This window comes from Nonomuraea monospora (assembly GCF_039531895.1).
Classification (GTDB): Bacteria; Actinomycetota; Actinomycetes; order Streptosporangiales; family Streptosporangiaceae; genus Nonomuraea; species Nonomuraea monospora.
In genome coordinates this window covers 143,035-159,034 of the sequence record NZ_BAAAQX010000016.1, presented here as the reverse complement: position 1 = coordinate 159,034, position 16,000 = coordinate 143,035, and the positions used below count along the sequence as shown (strand labels likewise).

Here is a 16,000-nt window from a genome sequence, read left to right as displayed (position 1 = left end):
CCCCCCGGGCCGCTCGCTATGCGTCCTGTCCTGGAACCGTCAGCAACCCCAGCGTGTCCTGCTCGCCCCTGCGGGTGATCACCCCGTTGATCGCCTCGGTCAGCTCCCGCTTGTCGTAGGGGCCCTCGGGCAGCTCGTTGAGGTGCGTGAGCAGGTCGGCGGACAGGTTCACGTGCCGCGAGGCCTGCGCGTAGACGTCGCGCATCGCCACCCGCTCGTGCCCGTGGAACGCCTCGTCAATGGCCTGCCGCAGCTCGTCGAGCACAGCGTGGTCGGTCATCGGTCCTCCCGTGCGGCTTCGTGGAGCAGGTCCTCCACCTGTTCGGTCACCATCTCCACCGAGACGTCCCGCACCCACGAGTCGTCGTGCGGGCAGCGCTCGGCGGCCGGGTCCACGCCGCCGGCGCCGCAGCGCGGGCAGGACGTGGTCCAGGAGATCAGCGGCCGGTGCGCGGTCCTGCTGAGCGGCCCGGCCTGAATGAGGTTGCCGCACCAGTAGACGGCCACGGTGGGGGTGCCGACGGCCGCGGCCAGGTGGCGGGGGCCGGTGTCGTTGGCGATCACCAGGTCGCAGCGTTCGTACAGGGCGGCGAGCGCGCCCAGGCCGAGCGCGCCGACGACGGGGATCGCGGGCCGCCGCATCGCCTCGACCACGCCCATCACCAGGTCCTGCTCCGCCCGCGTGCCGGTCACGGCCACGGGACGGCCGGTCAGGTCGGCCACCTCGGCGAAACGCTCCACCGGCCAGCGCCGCCGCGGGTCGCGGGCGCCCGGATGCACGGCCACCAGTCCCGGCGGCGGCTGCCCGAGCGCGCGTGCCAGCTCGGCGCGGTCTGCCTCGGTGACCGTCACCCGCGGCTCCAGCCCGCCGTCCATCGCGCCGACCAGCGCGGCGACCTGGAGGAACCGCAGGGTCTCGTGGTGGTAGTCGGTGTACGGCACCCAGCGGTCCAGCCGTTCGGCCCCCGGCGCGCGCAGCCCGGCCGTCACCCGGGCGCCGAGCCGGCGCACGAACGGGTTGGAGAACCGGCCGCCGCCGTGGATCTGGACCGCCAGGTCGAACTCCCGTTCCCGCAGCCGGGCGCACACCTCCTCGGGCGCCGGGTGCCCCGGCTCGCCGGTGGAGAGGCCCGAGATCGGCGGCAGCGCCACCACGTCGTCCACGGGGCCCGGCCGGCCGGTGAGGAAGGCGGCGTGCCAGGGCGTGCCCAGCAGGGTCAGGCGGGCGCCGGGGTAGGCGCGTTTGAGCGCGTCCAGCGCCGGGACGGCCATCAGGTAGTCGCCGACGGCGTTGGCCCGCAGCACCGCGATCCGCCGCACGTCACCGACCAGCGCCGTCATGACGGCTCCGGCACGCACGCATTCGGCCGGCCGCGTCATGACGGCTCCGGCACGTGGTCGGGCCGCGGCGGCTCCACCCGGACGCCCGGGATCGCCGGACCGGCCGGCGTGACGGCGAGCGCGGCCGGCCGGTCCCTGGTGGAAGGGGCCGGCCGGTCCCTGGTGGGGACTGGCACGTCGAGGTCTGCGGGGTGGTGCATAGCGGCCCGGCTACCCGTCGCCCCCCGCCCGTAACTTCCGCTTTATGTGGTTTGAGCTGGTCTTTTACAGGTACACGCTCTCCATGGGCACAGATGAGATCGTCAACGCCGTGGTCGTCGGCGACGTCATGCTCGACTCGTGGCTGCACGGCTCGGCCAAGCGGCTCGCCCAGGAGGCGCCGGTGCCCGTGATGAGCCTGGAGGCCACCGAGGACGCCCCCGGCGGCGCCGCCAACACCGCCGCCAACCTCGTGGCGCTCGGCGCCCGCGTCCGGCTCGTCGGCGTGGTCGGCGACGACGACTGCGGCGAGAAGCTGAAGCGCTCCCTGCACCTGCTCGGCGTCGGCGTCGACCTGGTGACGGTGCCGGGGCGGCGCACCGCGCACAAGCGGCGGCTGGTCACCAGCGGGCAGCTCACCGCCCGCTACGACGACGAGGACCTGTCCGTCATCCCCGAGGAGGCCGAGCGCGAGCTGCTCTGCCGGGTCGTCGAGGCGGTGGCGGGGGCCGACGTGGTGGTGGCGTGCGACTACGGCGGCGGGGTGTTCACCCCGGCCGTGCGGCAGGCGCTGGCGGGGCTGCCGCTTCTGGTGGTGGACGCGCACGGGGTGGCGGCGTGGCGCGAGTGCGCGCCCGCCGCGGTGCTGCCGAACTACACCGAGGTGGTGAGCCTGCTCGGGGGCGACGGCGGCGCGGCGGACCGGCCCGCCTACCTGATGGGCTGTTCGGACCGGCTGCTGGAGCTGACCGGCGCCGGGATCGTGGTCACCACCCTGGACGGCGAGGGCACGCTGCTGCACAGGAAGGGCGAGCCGCCGTACCGGACCTACGCCCAGCCGGCGCCGCACCACATGGCCACGGGCGCGGGCGACACGTACACGGCCGCGTTCGCGCTCTGGCTGGCGAGCGGGGCCTCGCCGGAGGAGTCGTCGCAGGCGGGCCAGGCGGCGGCGGGCGTGGTCGTGCGCCGTCAGGGCACCGCCGTCTGCACGCGCTACGACCTGCTGCGGGCGCTGCGCCGCCAGGAAGGCTCGGTGCAGACCGCCGAGCGGCTGGCCCGGCTCCTGGACGAGCACCGGCGCAGGGGCGAGCGGGTGGTGTTCACCAACGGCTGCTTCGACGTGCTGCACCGGGGGCACGTGACGTACCTGGAGCAGGCGGGGCAGCTCGGCGACGTGCTGGTGGTGGCGGTCAACAGCGACGCCAGCGTGGCCCGGCTGAAGGGGCCGGGCCGGCCGGTCAACCCGTGCGAGGACAGGATGTCCGTGCTGGCCGCGCTCAACGACGTGGACTACGTGACCCCGTTCGAGGAGGACACGCCTGAGCGGCTCATCAGGATGATGCGGCCCGAGCTGTACGTGAAGGGCGGCGACTACACCGCCGAGATGCTGCCGGAAGCGCCGCTGGTGCGGGCGCTCGGCGGCGAGGTGCGGATGCTCGGCTACCTGCCCGACCGCTCGACGACCGCGATCATCGGCCGCATGCGGTCGCTGCCGTAGCGAGGTTTAGCGATCCCGCGCTTCGGTAGGCGGCATGCCATGACTCAGACCCTGCGGACCCCTCCCGGCCTGCGTGAAGGCGCGCCACCCGAGCGGGAGCGCAAGCCGATCGTACGCGCAGCCGCCAGGGGCGCGATCGCCTCCATGGCGATGTCGGGCCTGCGGCAGCTCACCACCGCGCTCGGCCTCGTGCCGTACACCCCGCCGGAATCCGTGCTGGAGAAGACCGCGCCGGCGGCCTTCCACGCCATCCCCGCCGAGCGGCGGCCCGCCGTCGTGGAGATCGTGCACTGGCTGTACGGGGCGGGCGGCGGCGCGGTCTTCGGCCTCCTGCCGGAGTCGCTGCGCCGGCGGCGGTGGGCGGGGCCGGTCTACGGCGTGCTGGCCTGGGCCGCGTTCGAGGTCGCCATCGCGCCCGCGCTGGGCCTGCCGCGCAAGCACAGCGCGGGCGAGCGGGTGGCGCTGCTGACCGACCACGTGCTGTACGGCGTCGTGGTGGCCGCCTCGCCCTGGCCGCACCAGGACCGGCCGGAGCACGACGGCGCTTCCCCGCCGTCGCCCTGGGCCGAGGAGCGCCCTTAGGCGGCTCAGGAGGCGAAGGGCAGCAGCGGGTTGGGGATCGGCACCCACCGCATGGCGGCGCCGTCCGCGTTCAGCCAGCGCAGCAGCAGGTTGGCCTTGGCCGGGATGTGCGTGGCGGCCAGCAGGTCGCGCAGCTCGGGCGGGTCCGCGTACTCCTTGGCCGCGTCGGCGAACACGGTCCTGGCCCGCGTCCACAGCTCGCCGTTCAGCCGGGCGTGCCGGGCCGCCAGCGCGCCGGCGATCTCGCACAGGTTGTTGGTGAGCAGGCAGTAGACGAGCCGCTCCCACGCGCGCACGCCGCCCAGCACGGGCGCGCCGGGGCCGGGATGGCGCTCGGCGACGAGCTTGACGCCCTCGTGGTCGCGGAACAGCGCCTGACCCGGCATGCCGTGCTCGTCCACCGCGACGAGCACGTTCTGCAGGTGGCATTCGAGCACGATCCCGTGCCGCAGGTACGCGTGCAGCACCGGCGGCACCACGTGCTCCAGGTAGCGCTGCCACCACAGCAGCGCCCCGTCCTCGTCCAGGGTGTCGAGCGGGTTGCCGGGGAAGCCCTCGCTGATCCCGGCCGCCAGCAGCGGTGTCAGGCCCGGCGGGACGTGCCGGCCCAGACCGTCGCGGACGATCACCGCCAGCGCCTCGCCGCCGTCCCCGCCCCGGCGGGCGCTTCGCCAGCCCCGGTCGCGCAGCACGGCGGGGCGGGGCAGGTGGGTGGGCAGGTCGTCGAACGCCACGTCCACCAAGGCCGCGACGAGGGAGAGGCGGCGCAGGTCGTGCAGCCACAGGCGGCGGACGTCGTTGGTGATCCGCACGTCCAGGCTGAACTTGCAGAACAGGTCGGGCTCAGGGAGGTACACCGTGCGGATGGAGGCGGTGGCCACGGCGGTGGCGGCCGTGACGCCCACCGGTCGCAGGCCGGTCTCGCCCAGCAGCTCCAGTTGCCAGGGATGGGCGGGCAACGTGACGAGCCCGCCGTCCAGCGGCGGCGACGTCAGCACCCCGTCCAGGAGGTCCAGTGCGCCCGGGTCACCGTCCTCCACCAGGTCCTCGGCGGGCACGGCGAGCAGCGGCAGGGCGAAGCTCGCCCGCGCCTCGGGCGAGTACCGCAGCCAGGCCCCGGGCCCGCCGCCGCCGCGCGCCTTGGGCGCGGGGTGGTAGCGGTGACCGGCCAGGAGGGCCTGCTCGGAGCGCAGGTACGCGTCGGCGGGCGGCACGGTGGCCCGCCTGGCGGCCAGCAGGGCGGCGGTGACGTCCCGGCTGTCGAGGATCTCGGCGGGCAGCGCGGCGTTGGCGACGCCGGTGGCGGCGCGCAGCTCGTCGGCCGTCAGCTCGGCCAGCTCCGTCAGCGTGAGCGGGCGCCAGCCGTCGGGGGTGCGCAGGGCCGGGGAGGTGGGATACCGGGTACCGCCGACACGCAGCAGGCGTCCGGTCTCGGGCAGCAGGAGGGCGCCGGGCTCGGCGGGCCGGGCCACCTCGCGGACGAGGCAGTTCAGCAGCGCCGTCACGGCGAGGGACTCGGCTTCGAGCCCCGGCCCTGTCGCGGGCAGGAGGCTGTCAGTAAATGCCATGGCGACCCTACTCCTACCCTTTGTCCCCATTGGTGCCCACAGAGTAGCTATCAGGATGGTTTCTGGGAAAGATGGGGGTTATGAGGCGTTTAGAGGGGGAGTTCGCCGCCGAACTGGCCCTCGTGCGGCCCGAGCTGTCCGCCCGCTACGCCGAGGCCCTTCCCGGCGCGCGGGCGGCCGTCATGGGGCGGTTGTGGCGCGGGCTGCTGTACGAACCGCTGCCCGGGCTGACGGTCACCGGGCCGTCCCGGGTGCGGCTGGCCGACGGGCGCGAGCTGACGGGGCGGGAGCGGCGGCCATACGACCTCGGGGACGAGCCCGCGCTCCGGCTGGACGGCCACGCCCACACCCATCCGGCCGAGCTGCTGGCCGCCCTCGGCCTGCCCGGCGCGGACCGGCTGATCGAGGACCTCGACAACAGCGTGGCCTCCATGGCGCTGTCCCGCGCCGGCGCCTCGCCGCGGACCGGCGCCACCCTGGAGGATCACGAGCAGAGCGTGATCGACGGCCACCCCTACCATCCCGGGTGCCGCAACCGGCCGGGCGTGTCCGTGGCGGAGCAGGTCGCATACATGCCCGAGCACCGCCCTGTCGTCGCCCTCGACCTGCTGGCCCTGCCGCTGCGCGACTGCCTCGTCACGGGGCCGTGGCCGGCCTCGCTGGTGGACGGCGACCGGCTGCTGCTGCCCGTGCACCCGTGGCAGACCAGGCACGTCCTGCCCGCCCTCGGCCTGCGCCCGCACGCCACCGGGGCCGTCCCGGCACGACCGCTGATGTCGGTGCGCACGCTCGCCCCGCTCGACGGCGGCCCGCACCTGAAGACGGCGTTCACCACCAGGATGACCTCCGGCGTCAGGGACATCTCGCCCGGCTCGGTACGCGACTGCGTCCCCCTGTCGAGCCTGCTCACCACGCTGGCCGCCCGGTGCGGCGGCGGCCTGCGCATCGCCCGCTACCTGGCGGGCGCGGCCGGCCCGGTGGACGGCGAGCACAGCGCCGACCTGTCCTGCATGCTCCGCGAGCCCACCCCCGAGCGGGGCCCTGTGCTGCCCGTCGCCGCCGTCACCGCCGCGATGGCGCCCGACCCGGCCGCCTGGCTGGCCGCGTTCGCCCGGCTGGTCCTGCGGGACGCGCTGGGGCTGCTGTCACTCGGCGTGGCCCTGGAGGCGCACGGGCAGAACCTGCTGGTCGCGCTGGGCCCGGACGGCCTGCCGTACCGGCTGGTCTACCGCGACCTGGCCGACGTGCGGATCAGCCCCGCCCGGCTGGCGCGCAACGGGATCGAGCCGCCGCCGGTCAGCGCCAGGCTGCTCAGCGACGACCCGGCGGTCCTGCACGCCAAGCTGTTCGGCTCGCTGGCCGGAACCACGTTCGGCAGCCTGATCGCGCTTTTCGGGCGGGGTGACAGAACGGTGGAGGGGCGGCTGTGGGCGATCGTGGCCGCCACCGCCCGCGAGGCGTTCCGCGCGCTGCCGGACACACGGGACGTACGCGCCGATCGGCACGCCCTCTTCGGCGAGCGCATCGCGGTCAAGGCGCACCTGGTGGCGCGACTGGACGGCGCCCCGGCCGGTGACAGCTGGACCTCTCTGCCGAACTACCTCAATGATCGGGAGCACACTTGATGGCAAATCGCCTGGCCCTTTGTGCGACGGGGCGAGATTATGGGTTCGAGCCGGAATCTGTCGTGCGCGACCATCCCCGAAGGCGCGCCGATCCAGAGAGAGGGGGCTCGCCATGATGCAACTGTCAGTACGTCTCGTGCCCGTCGATGACACCACCCTGGTGATCGCGTTGACCGGAGAGCTCGACTCCACGACGAAACCCGTGCTGGCCGCGTTCCTCGACCCTCTGCCGCAGACCCCGGTGAAGCACGTGCTCGTGGCGGCGGGCGACCTCTGGTTCTGCGACCTCAACGGGCTCGACCTGCTCGCCACCACGCACCGCGCGTTGCAGGACAAGAACGGCTATCTCGCCCTGGCCGAGGTGCAGCCGTCGCTGCGCCGCCTGATCGCGCTGATGACCGAGCAGTCGCTGACGGCCATCCCGGTGTTCGCCAGCATGCCCGAGGCTCTCGCGGCGGCCGGCGTGGAGGCGTACCAGGTGCCCACCCCGCCCACGGGGCGCCGTCACCTGCCGCGGCTGCGTTCCGTTCCGCGCGCCAAGGCCGCCACGCGCGCCCAGTCCGCCGAGCGAAACCAGTCCGCCGAGCGAAACCAGTCCGCCGAGCGAAACCAGTCCGGCGAGCGAGGCCAGTCCGGCGAGCGGGCCCAGTCCCTCTGGCGCGACCAGCCCGCGAAGCGCGACCAGCCCTCCGGGCAGGGCCAGGCCCGGCCACGGGTCGATCCGGCGCCCGAGCCGCCGGCCCGCCCGCCCAAGTCGCCCATCACGCTCGACGCGAGCCGGCTGCCGACGGTCATCTTCGAGTCGCGCTCGCTCCGCGACCAGGCCCTCCACCAGCAGGAGGCCCTCCACAGCAGGCTCACCGCGACAGCCCATGCCCGCGATCGGCTCCTCCTGATCCGCCAGCGCTGCGACGACAGCCTGGTGGCCATGCGCAGCAGCCTCTCCGAGGCACGCTCCATCCTGACGCTGGCCGAGACAGGCCCGGTGCCTCCCCACTTCTCATAGATCGCGCCCTCCAGCGGGCGCGAATCCGGGTGCGGCAGGCATGAGGTCCCTCTCCCCGGATAGGGGGGAGGGCATGGACGCTGCAGGGCGAGACGTGGTCGTGGTCGCCGCATCCGCGGGCGGTGTCGAGCCACTGCGGGCCCTGTTGAGCGAGCTGCCGCCGGACCTGCCGGCGGCGGTGCTGGTCGTGTTGCACGTGCCGCCGCAGGGCAGCAGCGTGCTGGCCAGCATCCTCGACAGGGCGGGCCCGCTCAAGGCGGCCCCCGCCGAGGACCTGGAGGCCATGCGGCCAGGCCGCGTGTACGTCGCCCGCCCCGACTACCACCTGCTCCTGAACGAAGGACAGATCCGCCTGTCGCGAGGGCCGCGGCACAACGGGCACCGCCCGGCGGCCGATCCGCTGTTCATGAGCGCGGCACTGGATGCGGGAGCGCGGACGGCGGCCGTGGTGCTGAGCGGCACGCTGGACGACGGGGCGAAGGGATGCGAGGCGATCGACAGGCACGGGGGCGCGGTCGCCGTACAGGATCTGTCGGAGTGTGCCTTTCCCGGCATGCCGGGGGCCGCCATGACGGCGGTGCCGACCGCGCGGGCGCTGCCCGTGCGCGAGCTCGCGGGCTGGATCCTGAAGCAGAGCCGTACCCCTGTGAGTACGGAGGATCAAGTGCGCGACAACGAGATGGAGCGGGAGATCGAGCAGTTCCTGCGGGAAGCGCCTGCGCTGGGAGATCCCGAAGGGGAGCTGATCGCCTTCAGTTGCCCGGAGTGCAACGGGCCCATCTACGAGCAGAGGAGCACCACGACCTCCCGGTACGTGTGCAGGGTGGGTCACGCCTGGTCGCGGGACAGCATGATGAGCGCGCAGTCGGACGCCGTCGAGCGGGCCCTCTGGGTGGCCATCCAGCGGCTGGAGGAGCGGCTGCGGGTGCTGGAGCGGATGCGCCGCTCCGCCGAGGAGCGGGGCCAGCACCTCTCGATGCGGTACTTCGTCGAGGAGGAGGAACGCACGAGCGAGGCCTTGAACACCATTCGCATGCTGCAATCCCGCATCGGTGGCAACGGTGACGCGCTGCTGGCGGATTGAGCAGCCCGAATCGGCGTAGGCTGCCATGGTGACCACTGAGGAAGAGCGTGAGTTCGACGACCTCCTCCTTCTCCTCAAGGAGACGCGCGGTTTCGACTTCACGGGCTACAAACGCAACACCCTGATCCGGCGGATCGCCCGCCGGCTCGAGGCGTTGAAGCTGCATGACTACGGGGAGTACCGCGATCTGCTGGAGTTGGAGCCCGAAGAGTTCACCCGACTCTTCGACAGCCTGTTGATCAACGTCACGAGCTTCTTCAGGGATGCCGCCGCCTGGCAGCGGATGCGTGAGCTGGTCATCCCCGCGCTGCTCGACCAGAAGTCGGCCGGCCAGCCCATCAGGATCTGGAGCGCCGGCTGCGCCACCGGTGAGGAGGCCTACACCATCGCCATGGTGCTGGCCGAGGAGCTCGGCATGGACGCGTTCCGCGACCGGGTCAAGATCTACGGCACCGACCTCGACGAGAAGGCGCTGCACCTGGCCCGCACGGGCGTCTACAACGACCGCTCGCTCGCCGACGTGCCGATCGACCTGCGCGAGAGCTACTTCGAGCGGGTCGACAACGGCTACACCTTCCGCCGCGACCTGCGCCGTCAGCTCATCTTCGGGCGCAACGACCTCACGCACGACGCGCCGATCTCCCGCGTCGACCTGCTGCTGGCCCGCAACACGCTGATGTACTTCAACACGGAGATGCAGCTCAACATCATCCGGCGCTTCCACTTCGCGCTGGCCGACCCCGGCTTCCTGTTCCTGGGCAAGGCGGAGATGCTGCTCAACCACAGCGACAAGTTCGAGCCGGTCGATCTGCGCATGCGCCTGTTCAGGAAGATCAGGCCCGCCAACCACGGCAACCGGGCGCCGTGGTCGGTCACCGGCGCCGCCGCCGACCTGGCCTCGCGCCTGCCGACGCTGGCGTCCGTGGCGCTGGCCTCCGGCCCGGTGGCCCAGCTCGTCGTGGACGTCTCGGGCAACCTGGCGCTGGCCAACTCCAAGGCGGAGGCTTTGTTCAACCTCAACCCGCGCGACGTCGGCCGTCCCTTCCAGGATCTGGAGGTCTCCTACCGCCCCGTGGAGCTGCGTTCCGTCATCGAGCAGGCCCGCCACGACCTGCGCCCGGTGGAGTTGCAGGAGGTCGTCTGGCATCGCGTCGGGTCGCCTGAGGCCAGCGTCTTCGATGTTTCCGTCGTTCCCCTGCTCGCCTCGGGCAATCTGGTCGGTATGGGCATCCATTTCTACGATGTCACCCGCTACCGCAAGCTCAGGGACGAGCTCGAACAGGCCAACAGGCAGCTCGAACAGGCCTACGAGGAGCTGCAGTCCCTCAACGAGGAGCTGGAGACGACCAACGAGGAGCTCCAGTCGACCAACGAGGAGCTGGAGACCACCAACGAGGAGCTCCAGTCCACCAACGAGGAGCTGGAGACGATGAACGAGGAGCTCCAGTCCACCAACGACGAGCTCCAGCACATCAACGACGCCCTCACGGCCCGCACGATCGAGCTCGACGAGGTCAACCGGTTCGTCTCCTCGGTGGTGCGCAGCCTCGGCGACGCCGTCGTGGTGCTCGACGACGACCTGCGGGTCGTGGTCTGGAGCCCCGGCGCCGAGGAGCTGTGGGGGGTGCGCGCCGACGAGGCCGTGGGCGAGACGCTCGCCGGGCTCGACATCGGCCTGCCGCTCGAACTGCTCCTGCCACGCCTGCGCAGCGCGCTCTCCGACGGCTCCAACCCGCTGGAAGAGGTGGAGGGGCTGGTGCTCGACGCGGTGAACCGCCGCGGCAGGCCGGCGCCGCTGACCGTGCAGCTCTCACACCTGCGTTCCGAGGACGACACCGTGCACGGCCTGATCATGGTGATGAACGTCGTCAACTCGGACGGCTAGGCGGCTACCTGCAAGGCTTGTACGGCTGGTCCTTCAGCGAGTAGTCGGCCGACTTCTTGATCGAGTTGAAGTTCAGCTTGTTCGCCTTCGCGCAGAAGGAGCCGGGGGCGGTCTCGTACTCGACCTGGAAGACCGGCTTGCCGGCCTTGACGAAGACGCTCAGCTCCGAGCACTCGTCGTACTGGAAGCACTCCTCGTTGACCGCGAAGTCGAAGCTGGAGACCAGCTCGGCGGCCTGGCTCAGGTCGTTCTTGAGCGCCACGGACAGGCCCTTGGCGTGCGCCAGGGCGGCCAGGGCCTTGTTGTAGGTGAGCTGGGTGGCGGCGCTGACGGTCCAGCCGGTGACCGACTTGCCCTCCTCGTGGGCGTTGACGACGTCGAACTCGACCCCGTCGAACCCGGCCTGCGCGCACTTGTCGACGCGGGCCGCCATCATCTTCAGCAGGAAGTCCCGCTGGCCCTTGTCGTTGTTGATGTTGGCCCAGCGCTCGTTCGGGAAGTCCTCGCTGAACGGCTTGCCGAGCAGGCTGTTGCCGTTCGCCTTGTGCCAGTCGGCGAACTGCTTGTAGTCGGGCCGGTAGTCCTCGATCGAGCCCGCGTCGATGTAACAGATCGCCTTGGCGCCGCGGGCGTGGATGGCCTTGACGGCGGCCGTGTTGATCGTGGTGTTGTCGCCCGCGACGTCGCCGTCCACGTAGAGGTCGATGTCGAAGACCGTGGGCTTGACGCAGGCGCCGCCGGTCTGCGGGACCGTGCAGATGTCGACGTTGATGCCGCCGGTGGAGGCGTACTTGGGGTTGCCTTCGAGCTGGTACTGCCAGCGGCTCTGGAGCGGCGGACGCCACAGCGCGGCACTGGCCGCGCCGCTCGTGCTCGCCGTCGCAGCCGTTCCCGCCGTCGTGGCCGCGTTGGCTTGGTACGGCCCGGCCACCAGCGCCGTCATGGCCAGCGCCGTCGCTCCGGCCGCCGCCACGAAAGAAGGCATACGGGTATTACCCACACCATCCCCTTATTTCCGCAAATTTCGTGCGATCGGGTGATCGTCGGAAAGGATCTTGTCAGCCCCGCCACGCCCCTGTCCGCCACTTGTGCCGATCTCCGCCAAGTGAGATAAGGGATGGGCGTCTGAGCCTGAGCGCAACTCCCCACACAGGAGATGCCGATGCATCGCAAACCCCAACGCTTCTTCCTGGCGACACTCCTGGCGCTGTCACTCCTGCCGCTGTCACTGCCGGCCTGGGCCCACCCGGCCCACGCCGCCGGCACCGCGGACCAGGTCATCGTCCTGCCAGGCGCCACCTCCGCAGAAGGCATCGCCGCCGGATCCGGCGGCACCTTCTACGCGGGCGACCTGTTCAACGGCGACATCTTCCGCGGCGACGCCAGGCGCGGCACCGCCGAGCGCTTCATCGACGTGCCGGACGGCCGCATGGCGGCGGGCATGGTCGCCGACCTCCGGCACGGCCTGCTGTTCGTCGCGGGCGGCTTCACCGGCCAGGCCTACGTCTACGACCTGAAGTCCGGGGCGGAGGTGGCCACGTACCAGCTCACCGACCCGCAGAACGGGCTCGTCAACGACACGGCCCTGACCCGCGACGGCGCCTGGTTCACCGACTCGCTGCAGGCCAAGCTGTACTTCGTGCCGATCGGCCGCAAGGGCGCGCCCGGCCCCGCCCGCACCCTGAACCTCACCGGGCCGGCCGCCGACACCAGCGGCGAGTTCAACCTCAACGGCATCCAGGCCGCCGGCCGCACCCTCATCGTCGCCCACACGACCCACGGCAAGGTCTACACCGTCGATCCCGTCACGGGCGCCAGCAAGGTCATCGAGGGCGTGGACGTGCCCAACGCCGACGGCCTCGTGCTGTCCGGCAACCGCCTGTGGGCCGTCAACTCGACCAGCCAGGTCTCCCGCTTCCGGCTCGACCCCCGCCTGACCAGCGGCGTCCTGGAGAAGACGATCACCAGCCCGCTGTTCGACTTCCCCACCACAGCCGCGCTCATCGACCGCCACCGGCTGGCCGTGGTCAACGCCCACCTCACCACGATCCCGCCGACCTCCCCGACGTACGAGGTGATCGTCGTCGAACCCTAGGAGGCGGCCAGTCCGGAGACGGGGACGCGGCGGAAGGCGATGCTCTCGTACGGGCCGAAGTTCCCCGTCTCGAACAGCAGGCCCACCGTCTCCTCATCCAGCCGCACCAGATCGGAGTACGCGGCGGGCAGCCCCGACACCGTGTGCGCCGGCCGCCACGTGACGCCCTGGTCGTGGCTGGCCCGCACCGTCATCAGCGCCCGCGCGTCCGGCGCCGCAGGACCCGAGAACAGCAGCACCTCCGGCGACTCCGACCACAACACGCTGCCCTCCACCACCGGCCCCACCAGCCCGGCCTGGGGCCGGAAGGGCAGCTCCAGCGTCTGGCCGCCGTCCGCCGAGTAGGCGTCCGCCCTGGTGCCCGGCGCGGTGGACTCCGTGCGGGTGTTGAAGTAGATCCGCCCGCCGGGCAGCTCCGCCGCCGTGGTCTCGTTCACGTTGACGTACCCGTCGGGGTTGTCGTCCACGTACCCGATCCGCCAGGTCTGCCCGCCGTCGTCGCTCAGCAGCGAGTGGCCGCCGTTGTACTTGCCCTCGGTGCCGTTGTCCTGGCCTGCGGGCGGCAGCGAATGGTTGGCGGGCACCACGATGCGGCCCGCGTGCTCGCCCTGGCGCAACACGATCGCGTGGCCGGGGGTGGTCGCGTACCAGCGCCACTCCGGCTTCTTCACGCTCTGGGTGATCTCGCGGGCCGCCTGCCAGGTGACGCCGTCGTCCTCACTGACCTGCACGAACACTCGCCTGCCGTCCGCCGCCGCCACCTGGCCGCGCCTGATCTTGTCCTCGGTGGCGGACGGGCCCTGGCGGACGAACACCAGCACGATCCGGCCGTCGTCCAGCACCACCGGCGCCGGGTTCCCCGCCGTCCCCCTGCGCGGCTCCGTCGCCACCACCTGCAGCGCGCCCCACGTCCTGCCGCCGTCCGTCGAGCGCTTGAGCACCAGGTCGATGTGCCCCGAGTCGGCCACCGAGCCCCGCCTGCCCTCGGCGAACGCCAGCACCGTGCCCGCCCGCGTCACCACCGCCGCCGGGATCCGGTAGGTGTGGTAGCCGTCGGTGGACTGCCTGAAGGGGAACGAGGTGGGGTGGTCATCCGCCATGCGGGCACGCTACGGCGCGCGGGTTAACGGACTCCTACGCGCGCCGTACGCGAGGGCAAAGACCCAGGCGACCCCGACGCGCCCGCCCGCACGCCTTGGACGCGCACCGGCCCTCACACGCCCGCGCTTGGGCCGCACACCGGCCGCCGCACCGCCAGCACGCCCGCGCTGCACCTGCACGCCTGCGCTGGACCTGCACGCCTGCGCTGGGCGCGCCGCAGAACACGCCGCCTGCACGCCGGGCTGGGCAGCACGGCGCGCACTCTGGGCGCCGCGCCTGGGCGCACGCTGGGCGCGCCGCAGGACGCGCACCGGCCGTCGCACCGCCTGCGCGCCTGCGTTGGGCGCGCCACAGGACGCGCTGCCTGCGCGCCTTCGCTGGGCAGCCGTACGGCGCGCGCTCTGGACGCCTCGCCTGGGCGCTCGCATGGCACGCCGCCTGGACGCAGTCGCCCGCAGGGACGGACTGCCTGGGAAGCGTCGGCTGAGCGGCCCGGGTGGGAGGGGTGGCTGGGCGGTGGACGGGTGGGGTCGTGTTCGCGTACCGCCGACCGCGCGTGAAAGCATTTCCCTGATAGCCGAACGAGTCTTGTGGAGGCAGGGGTGGCTGACGAGTTCGATGTCATCGTGATCGGGGCGGGGCCCGCCGGTGAGAACGTCGTGGACCGGGCCGTGCGGGGCGGCCTGACGGCGGCGATCGTGGAGGAGCGGCTGGCCGGCGGCGAGTGCTCCTACTGGGCGTGCGTGCCCAGCAAGGCGCTGCTGCGGCCGATCGACCTGGCGGCCGAGGTGGCGCGGGTGCCCGGCCTGTCGCTGGGCCCGATCGACGTGGCGAAGGTGCTGGCCAGACGGGACGAGGCGGTGTCGGGTTACGACGACGCCGGCCAGGTGCGCTGGATCGAGAGCGTGCCCGCCGAGCTGGTACGCGGCCGGGGCCGTCTCGACGGCCCCAGGCGGGTGCGCGTCACGACGGACACCGGTGAGGAGCGCGTCCTGACCGCCCGCCAGGCGGTCGTGCTGGCGACGGGCAGCACCGCCGCGATCCCGCGCACGCCGGGCCTGGCCGAGGCGTCGCCCTGGACGAGTCACGAGGTGACGGCGGCGACCGCGATCCCCGAGCGGCTGGTGGTGATCGGCGGCGGGGTGGTGGCCTGTGAGATGGCGCAGGCCATGCACGGGCTGGGCGCCCGGCAGACCACGGTGCTGGTGCGCGGCGGCGGGCTGCTGAACCGCATGGAGCCGTTCGCGGGCGAGCTGCTCGCCGAGTCGTTCGCCGAGGCGGGCATCGACGTGCGCACCCGGACCGAGGTGGCCAGGGTGGAGCGTCCAGAGCCCGGCGGGAAGGTCACCGTGCACCTGTCGGAGGGGCCGCCGCTGGAGGCCGACGAGCTGCTGGTGGCGACCGGCCGTCACCCGGCGACCCGTAACCTGGGCCTCGCCTCGGTGGGCCTGCCCGACGACAAGCCGGTCGAGGTGGACGACAGTCTGCGGGCCACCGGCGTCGAGGGCGGCTGGCTGTACGCGGTGGGCGACGTGAACGGCCGGGTGCTGCTGACGCACATGGGCAAGTACCAGGCGAGGATCTGCGGCGACGTGATCGCGGCGCGGGCGCGGGGCGACGAGCTGCCCGCGATGCGGGATGTGGCCGGCGGCTACGGCGCGCCTCAGGTGGTCTTCACCGATCCGCAGATCTGCGCGGTCGGCCGGACCGAGGAGGCGGCCCGCGCGGACGGGTTCCGGGTGCGGGTCGTCGACTACGACCTGGGGTCGGTCACGGGGGCGTACCTGCTGGGTGACGGCTACCGGGGCAAGGCCAGGGCCGTCGTGGACGAGGACAGGAAGGTGCTGCTCGGCGTCACGTTCGCGGGGCCGGGGGCGGCGGAGCTGCTGCAGGCGGCCACGATCGCGGTGACCGCCGAGGTGCCGCTCGACCGGCTCTGGCACGCGGTGCCGTCGTTCCCGACGGTGAGCGAGGTGTGGCTGCGGCTGCTGGAGGCGTACGGGCTGTAACTGGG

At 72.6% G+C, this 16,000-nt stretch carries 14 protein-coding genes; 8 read left to right on the top strand and 6 right to left on the bottom strand.

What is annotated here, in order from left to right; translation table 11 throughout:
• Window positions 1-16 precede the first annotated feature (16 nt).
• From ABD331_RS29350 to ABD331_RS29340, 3 genes are read right to left on the bottom strand one after another with little or no spacing between them, the layout of a single operon-like run.
• A complete protein-coding gene (locus tag ABD331_RS29350) occupies window positions 17-280 on the bottom strand; it encodes a hypothetical protein (protein WP_344481351.1) in 264 nt (87 codons plus the stop codon).
• The gene (locus tag ABD331_RS29345) at window positions 277-1,380 is read right to left on the bottom strand and encodes a glycosyltransferase family 9 protein (protein WP_344481349.1); all 1,104 of its coding nucleotides are present in this window, start codon (window positions 1,378-1,380) and stop codon (window positions 277-279) included. Before ABD331_RS29345 ends, ABD331_RS29350 begins: the two co-directional genes overlap by 4 nt.
• Window positions 1,377-1,541: a hypothetical protein gene (locus ABD331_RS29340; protein WP_344481346.1), complete on the bottom strand. Its 165-nt coding sequence runs from the start codon at window positions 1,539-1,541 to the stop codon at window positions 1,377-1,379. Before ABD331_RS29340 ends, ABD331_RS29345 begins: the two co-directional genes overlap by 4 nt.
• Window positions 1,542-1,624: 83 nt before the next feature.
• Here ABD331_RS29340 and rfaE2 point away from each other — a divergent pair, with 83 nt between their 5' ends.
• Window positions 1,625-3,040 (top strand): D-glycero-beta-D-manno-heptose 1-phosphate adenylyltransferase, encoded by a 1,416-nt coding sequence (rfaE2, locus tag ABD331_RS29335; protein ID WP_344481344.1) that lies wholly within the window; start codon window positions 1,625-1,627, stop codon window positions 3,038-3,040.
• A gap of 39 nt (window positions 3,041-3,079) precedes the next feature.
• Complete coding sequence (locus ABD331_RS29330; RefSeq protein WP_344481342.1) at window positions 3,080-3,622, top strand: hypothetical protein; 543 nt, start codon at window positions 3,080-3,082, stop codon at window positions 3,620-3,622.
• 5 nt (window positions 3,623-3,627) lie between these two features.
• On the opposite strand, the gene ABD331_RS29325 is transcribed toward ABD331_RS29330, so the two are convergent.
• Window positions 3,628-5,190 carry an IucA/IucC family C-terminal-domain containing protein gene (locus ABD331_RS29325; protein ID WP_344481339.1) on the bottom strand — a complete coding sequence of 521 codons (1,563 nt, stop codon included), beginning with the start codon at window positions 5,188-5,190 and terminating at the stop codon, window positions 3,628-3,630.
• Window positions 5,191-5,270: 80 nt separating this feature from the next.
• On the opposite strand from ABD331_RS29325, the gene ABD331_RS29320 reads away from it, so the two are divergent.
• The 4 genes from ABD331_RS29320 (at window position 5,271) to ABD331_RS29305 (ending at window position 10,790) form a co-directional block, all read left to right on the top strand.
• Window positions 5,271-6,815, top strand: coding sequence for an IucA/IucC family protein (locus tag ABD331_RS29320; RefSeq protein WP_344481337.1), 1,545 nt, complete (start codon window positions 5,271-5,273; stop codon window positions 6,813-6,815).
• 112 nt (window positions 6,816-6,927) lie between these two features.
• Window positions 6,928-7,821 carry an STAS domain-containing protein gene (locus ABD331_RS29315; RefSeq protein ID WP_344481335.1) on the top strand — a complete coding sequence of 298 codons (894 nt, stop codon included), beginning with the start codon at window positions 6,928-6,930 and terminating at the stop codon, window positions 7,819-7,821.
• Between the two features lie 73 nt (window positions 7,822-7,894).
• On the top strand, window positions 7,895-8,905 hold the full coding sequence (locus ABD331_RS29310; protein WP_344481333.1) for a chemotaxis protein CheB: 1,011 nt from the start codon (window positions 7,895-7,897) through the stop codon (window positions 8,903-8,905).
• Window positions 8,906-8,930: 25 nt separating this feature from the next.
• Window positions 8,931-10,790 carry a CheR family methyltransferase gene (locus tag ABD331_RS29305; RefSeq protein WP_344481330.1) on the top strand — a complete coding sequence of 620 codons (1,860 nt, stop codon included), beginning with the start codon at window positions 8,931-8,933 and terminating at the stop codon, window positions 10,788-10,790.
• A gap of 4 nt (window positions 10,791-10,794) precedes the next feature.
• Here the strand turns inward: ABD331_RS29305 and ABD331_RS29300 are convergent, their stop codons facing one another.
• Window positions 10,795-11,775: an endo alpha-1,4 polygalactosaminidase gene (locus tag ABD331_RS29300; protein ID WP_344481328.1), complete on the bottom strand. Its 981-nt coding sequence runs from the start codon at window positions 11,773-11,775 to the stop codon at window positions 10,795-10,797.
• A 177-nt stretch (window positions 11,776-11,952) separates the two neighbouring features.
• On the opposite strand from ABD331_RS29300, the gene ABD331_RS29295 reads away from it, so the two are divergent.
• The gene (locus ABD331_RS29295) at window positions 11,953-12,885 is read left to right on the top strand and encodes an SMP-30/gluconolactonase/LRE family protein (protein WP_344481326.1); all 933 of its coding nucleotides are present in this window, start codon (window positions 11,953-11,955) and stop codon (window positions 12,883-12,885) included.
• On the opposite strand, the gene ABD331_RS29290 is transcribed toward ABD331_RS29295, so the two are convergent.
• Window positions 12,882-13,985 (bottom strand): sialidase family protein, encoded by a 1,104-nt coding sequence (locus ABD331_RS29290; RefSeq protein WP_344481323.1) that lies wholly within the window; start codon window positions 13,983-13,985, stop codon window positions 12,882-12,884. The genes ABD331_RS29295 and ABD331_RS29290 overlap by 4 nt on opposite strands.
• A gap of 603 nt (window positions 13,986-14,588) precedes the next feature.
• Here ABD331_RS29290 and ABD331_RS29285 point away from each other — a divergent pair.
• Window positions 14,589-15,995 (top strand): dihydrolipoyl dehydrogenase family protein, encoded by a 1,407-nt coding sequence (locus ABD331_RS29285; RefSeq protein ID WP_344481321.1) that lies wholly within the window; start codon window positions 14,589-14,591, stop codon window positions 15,993-15,995.
• Window positions 15,996-16,000 lie beyond the last annotated feature (5 nt).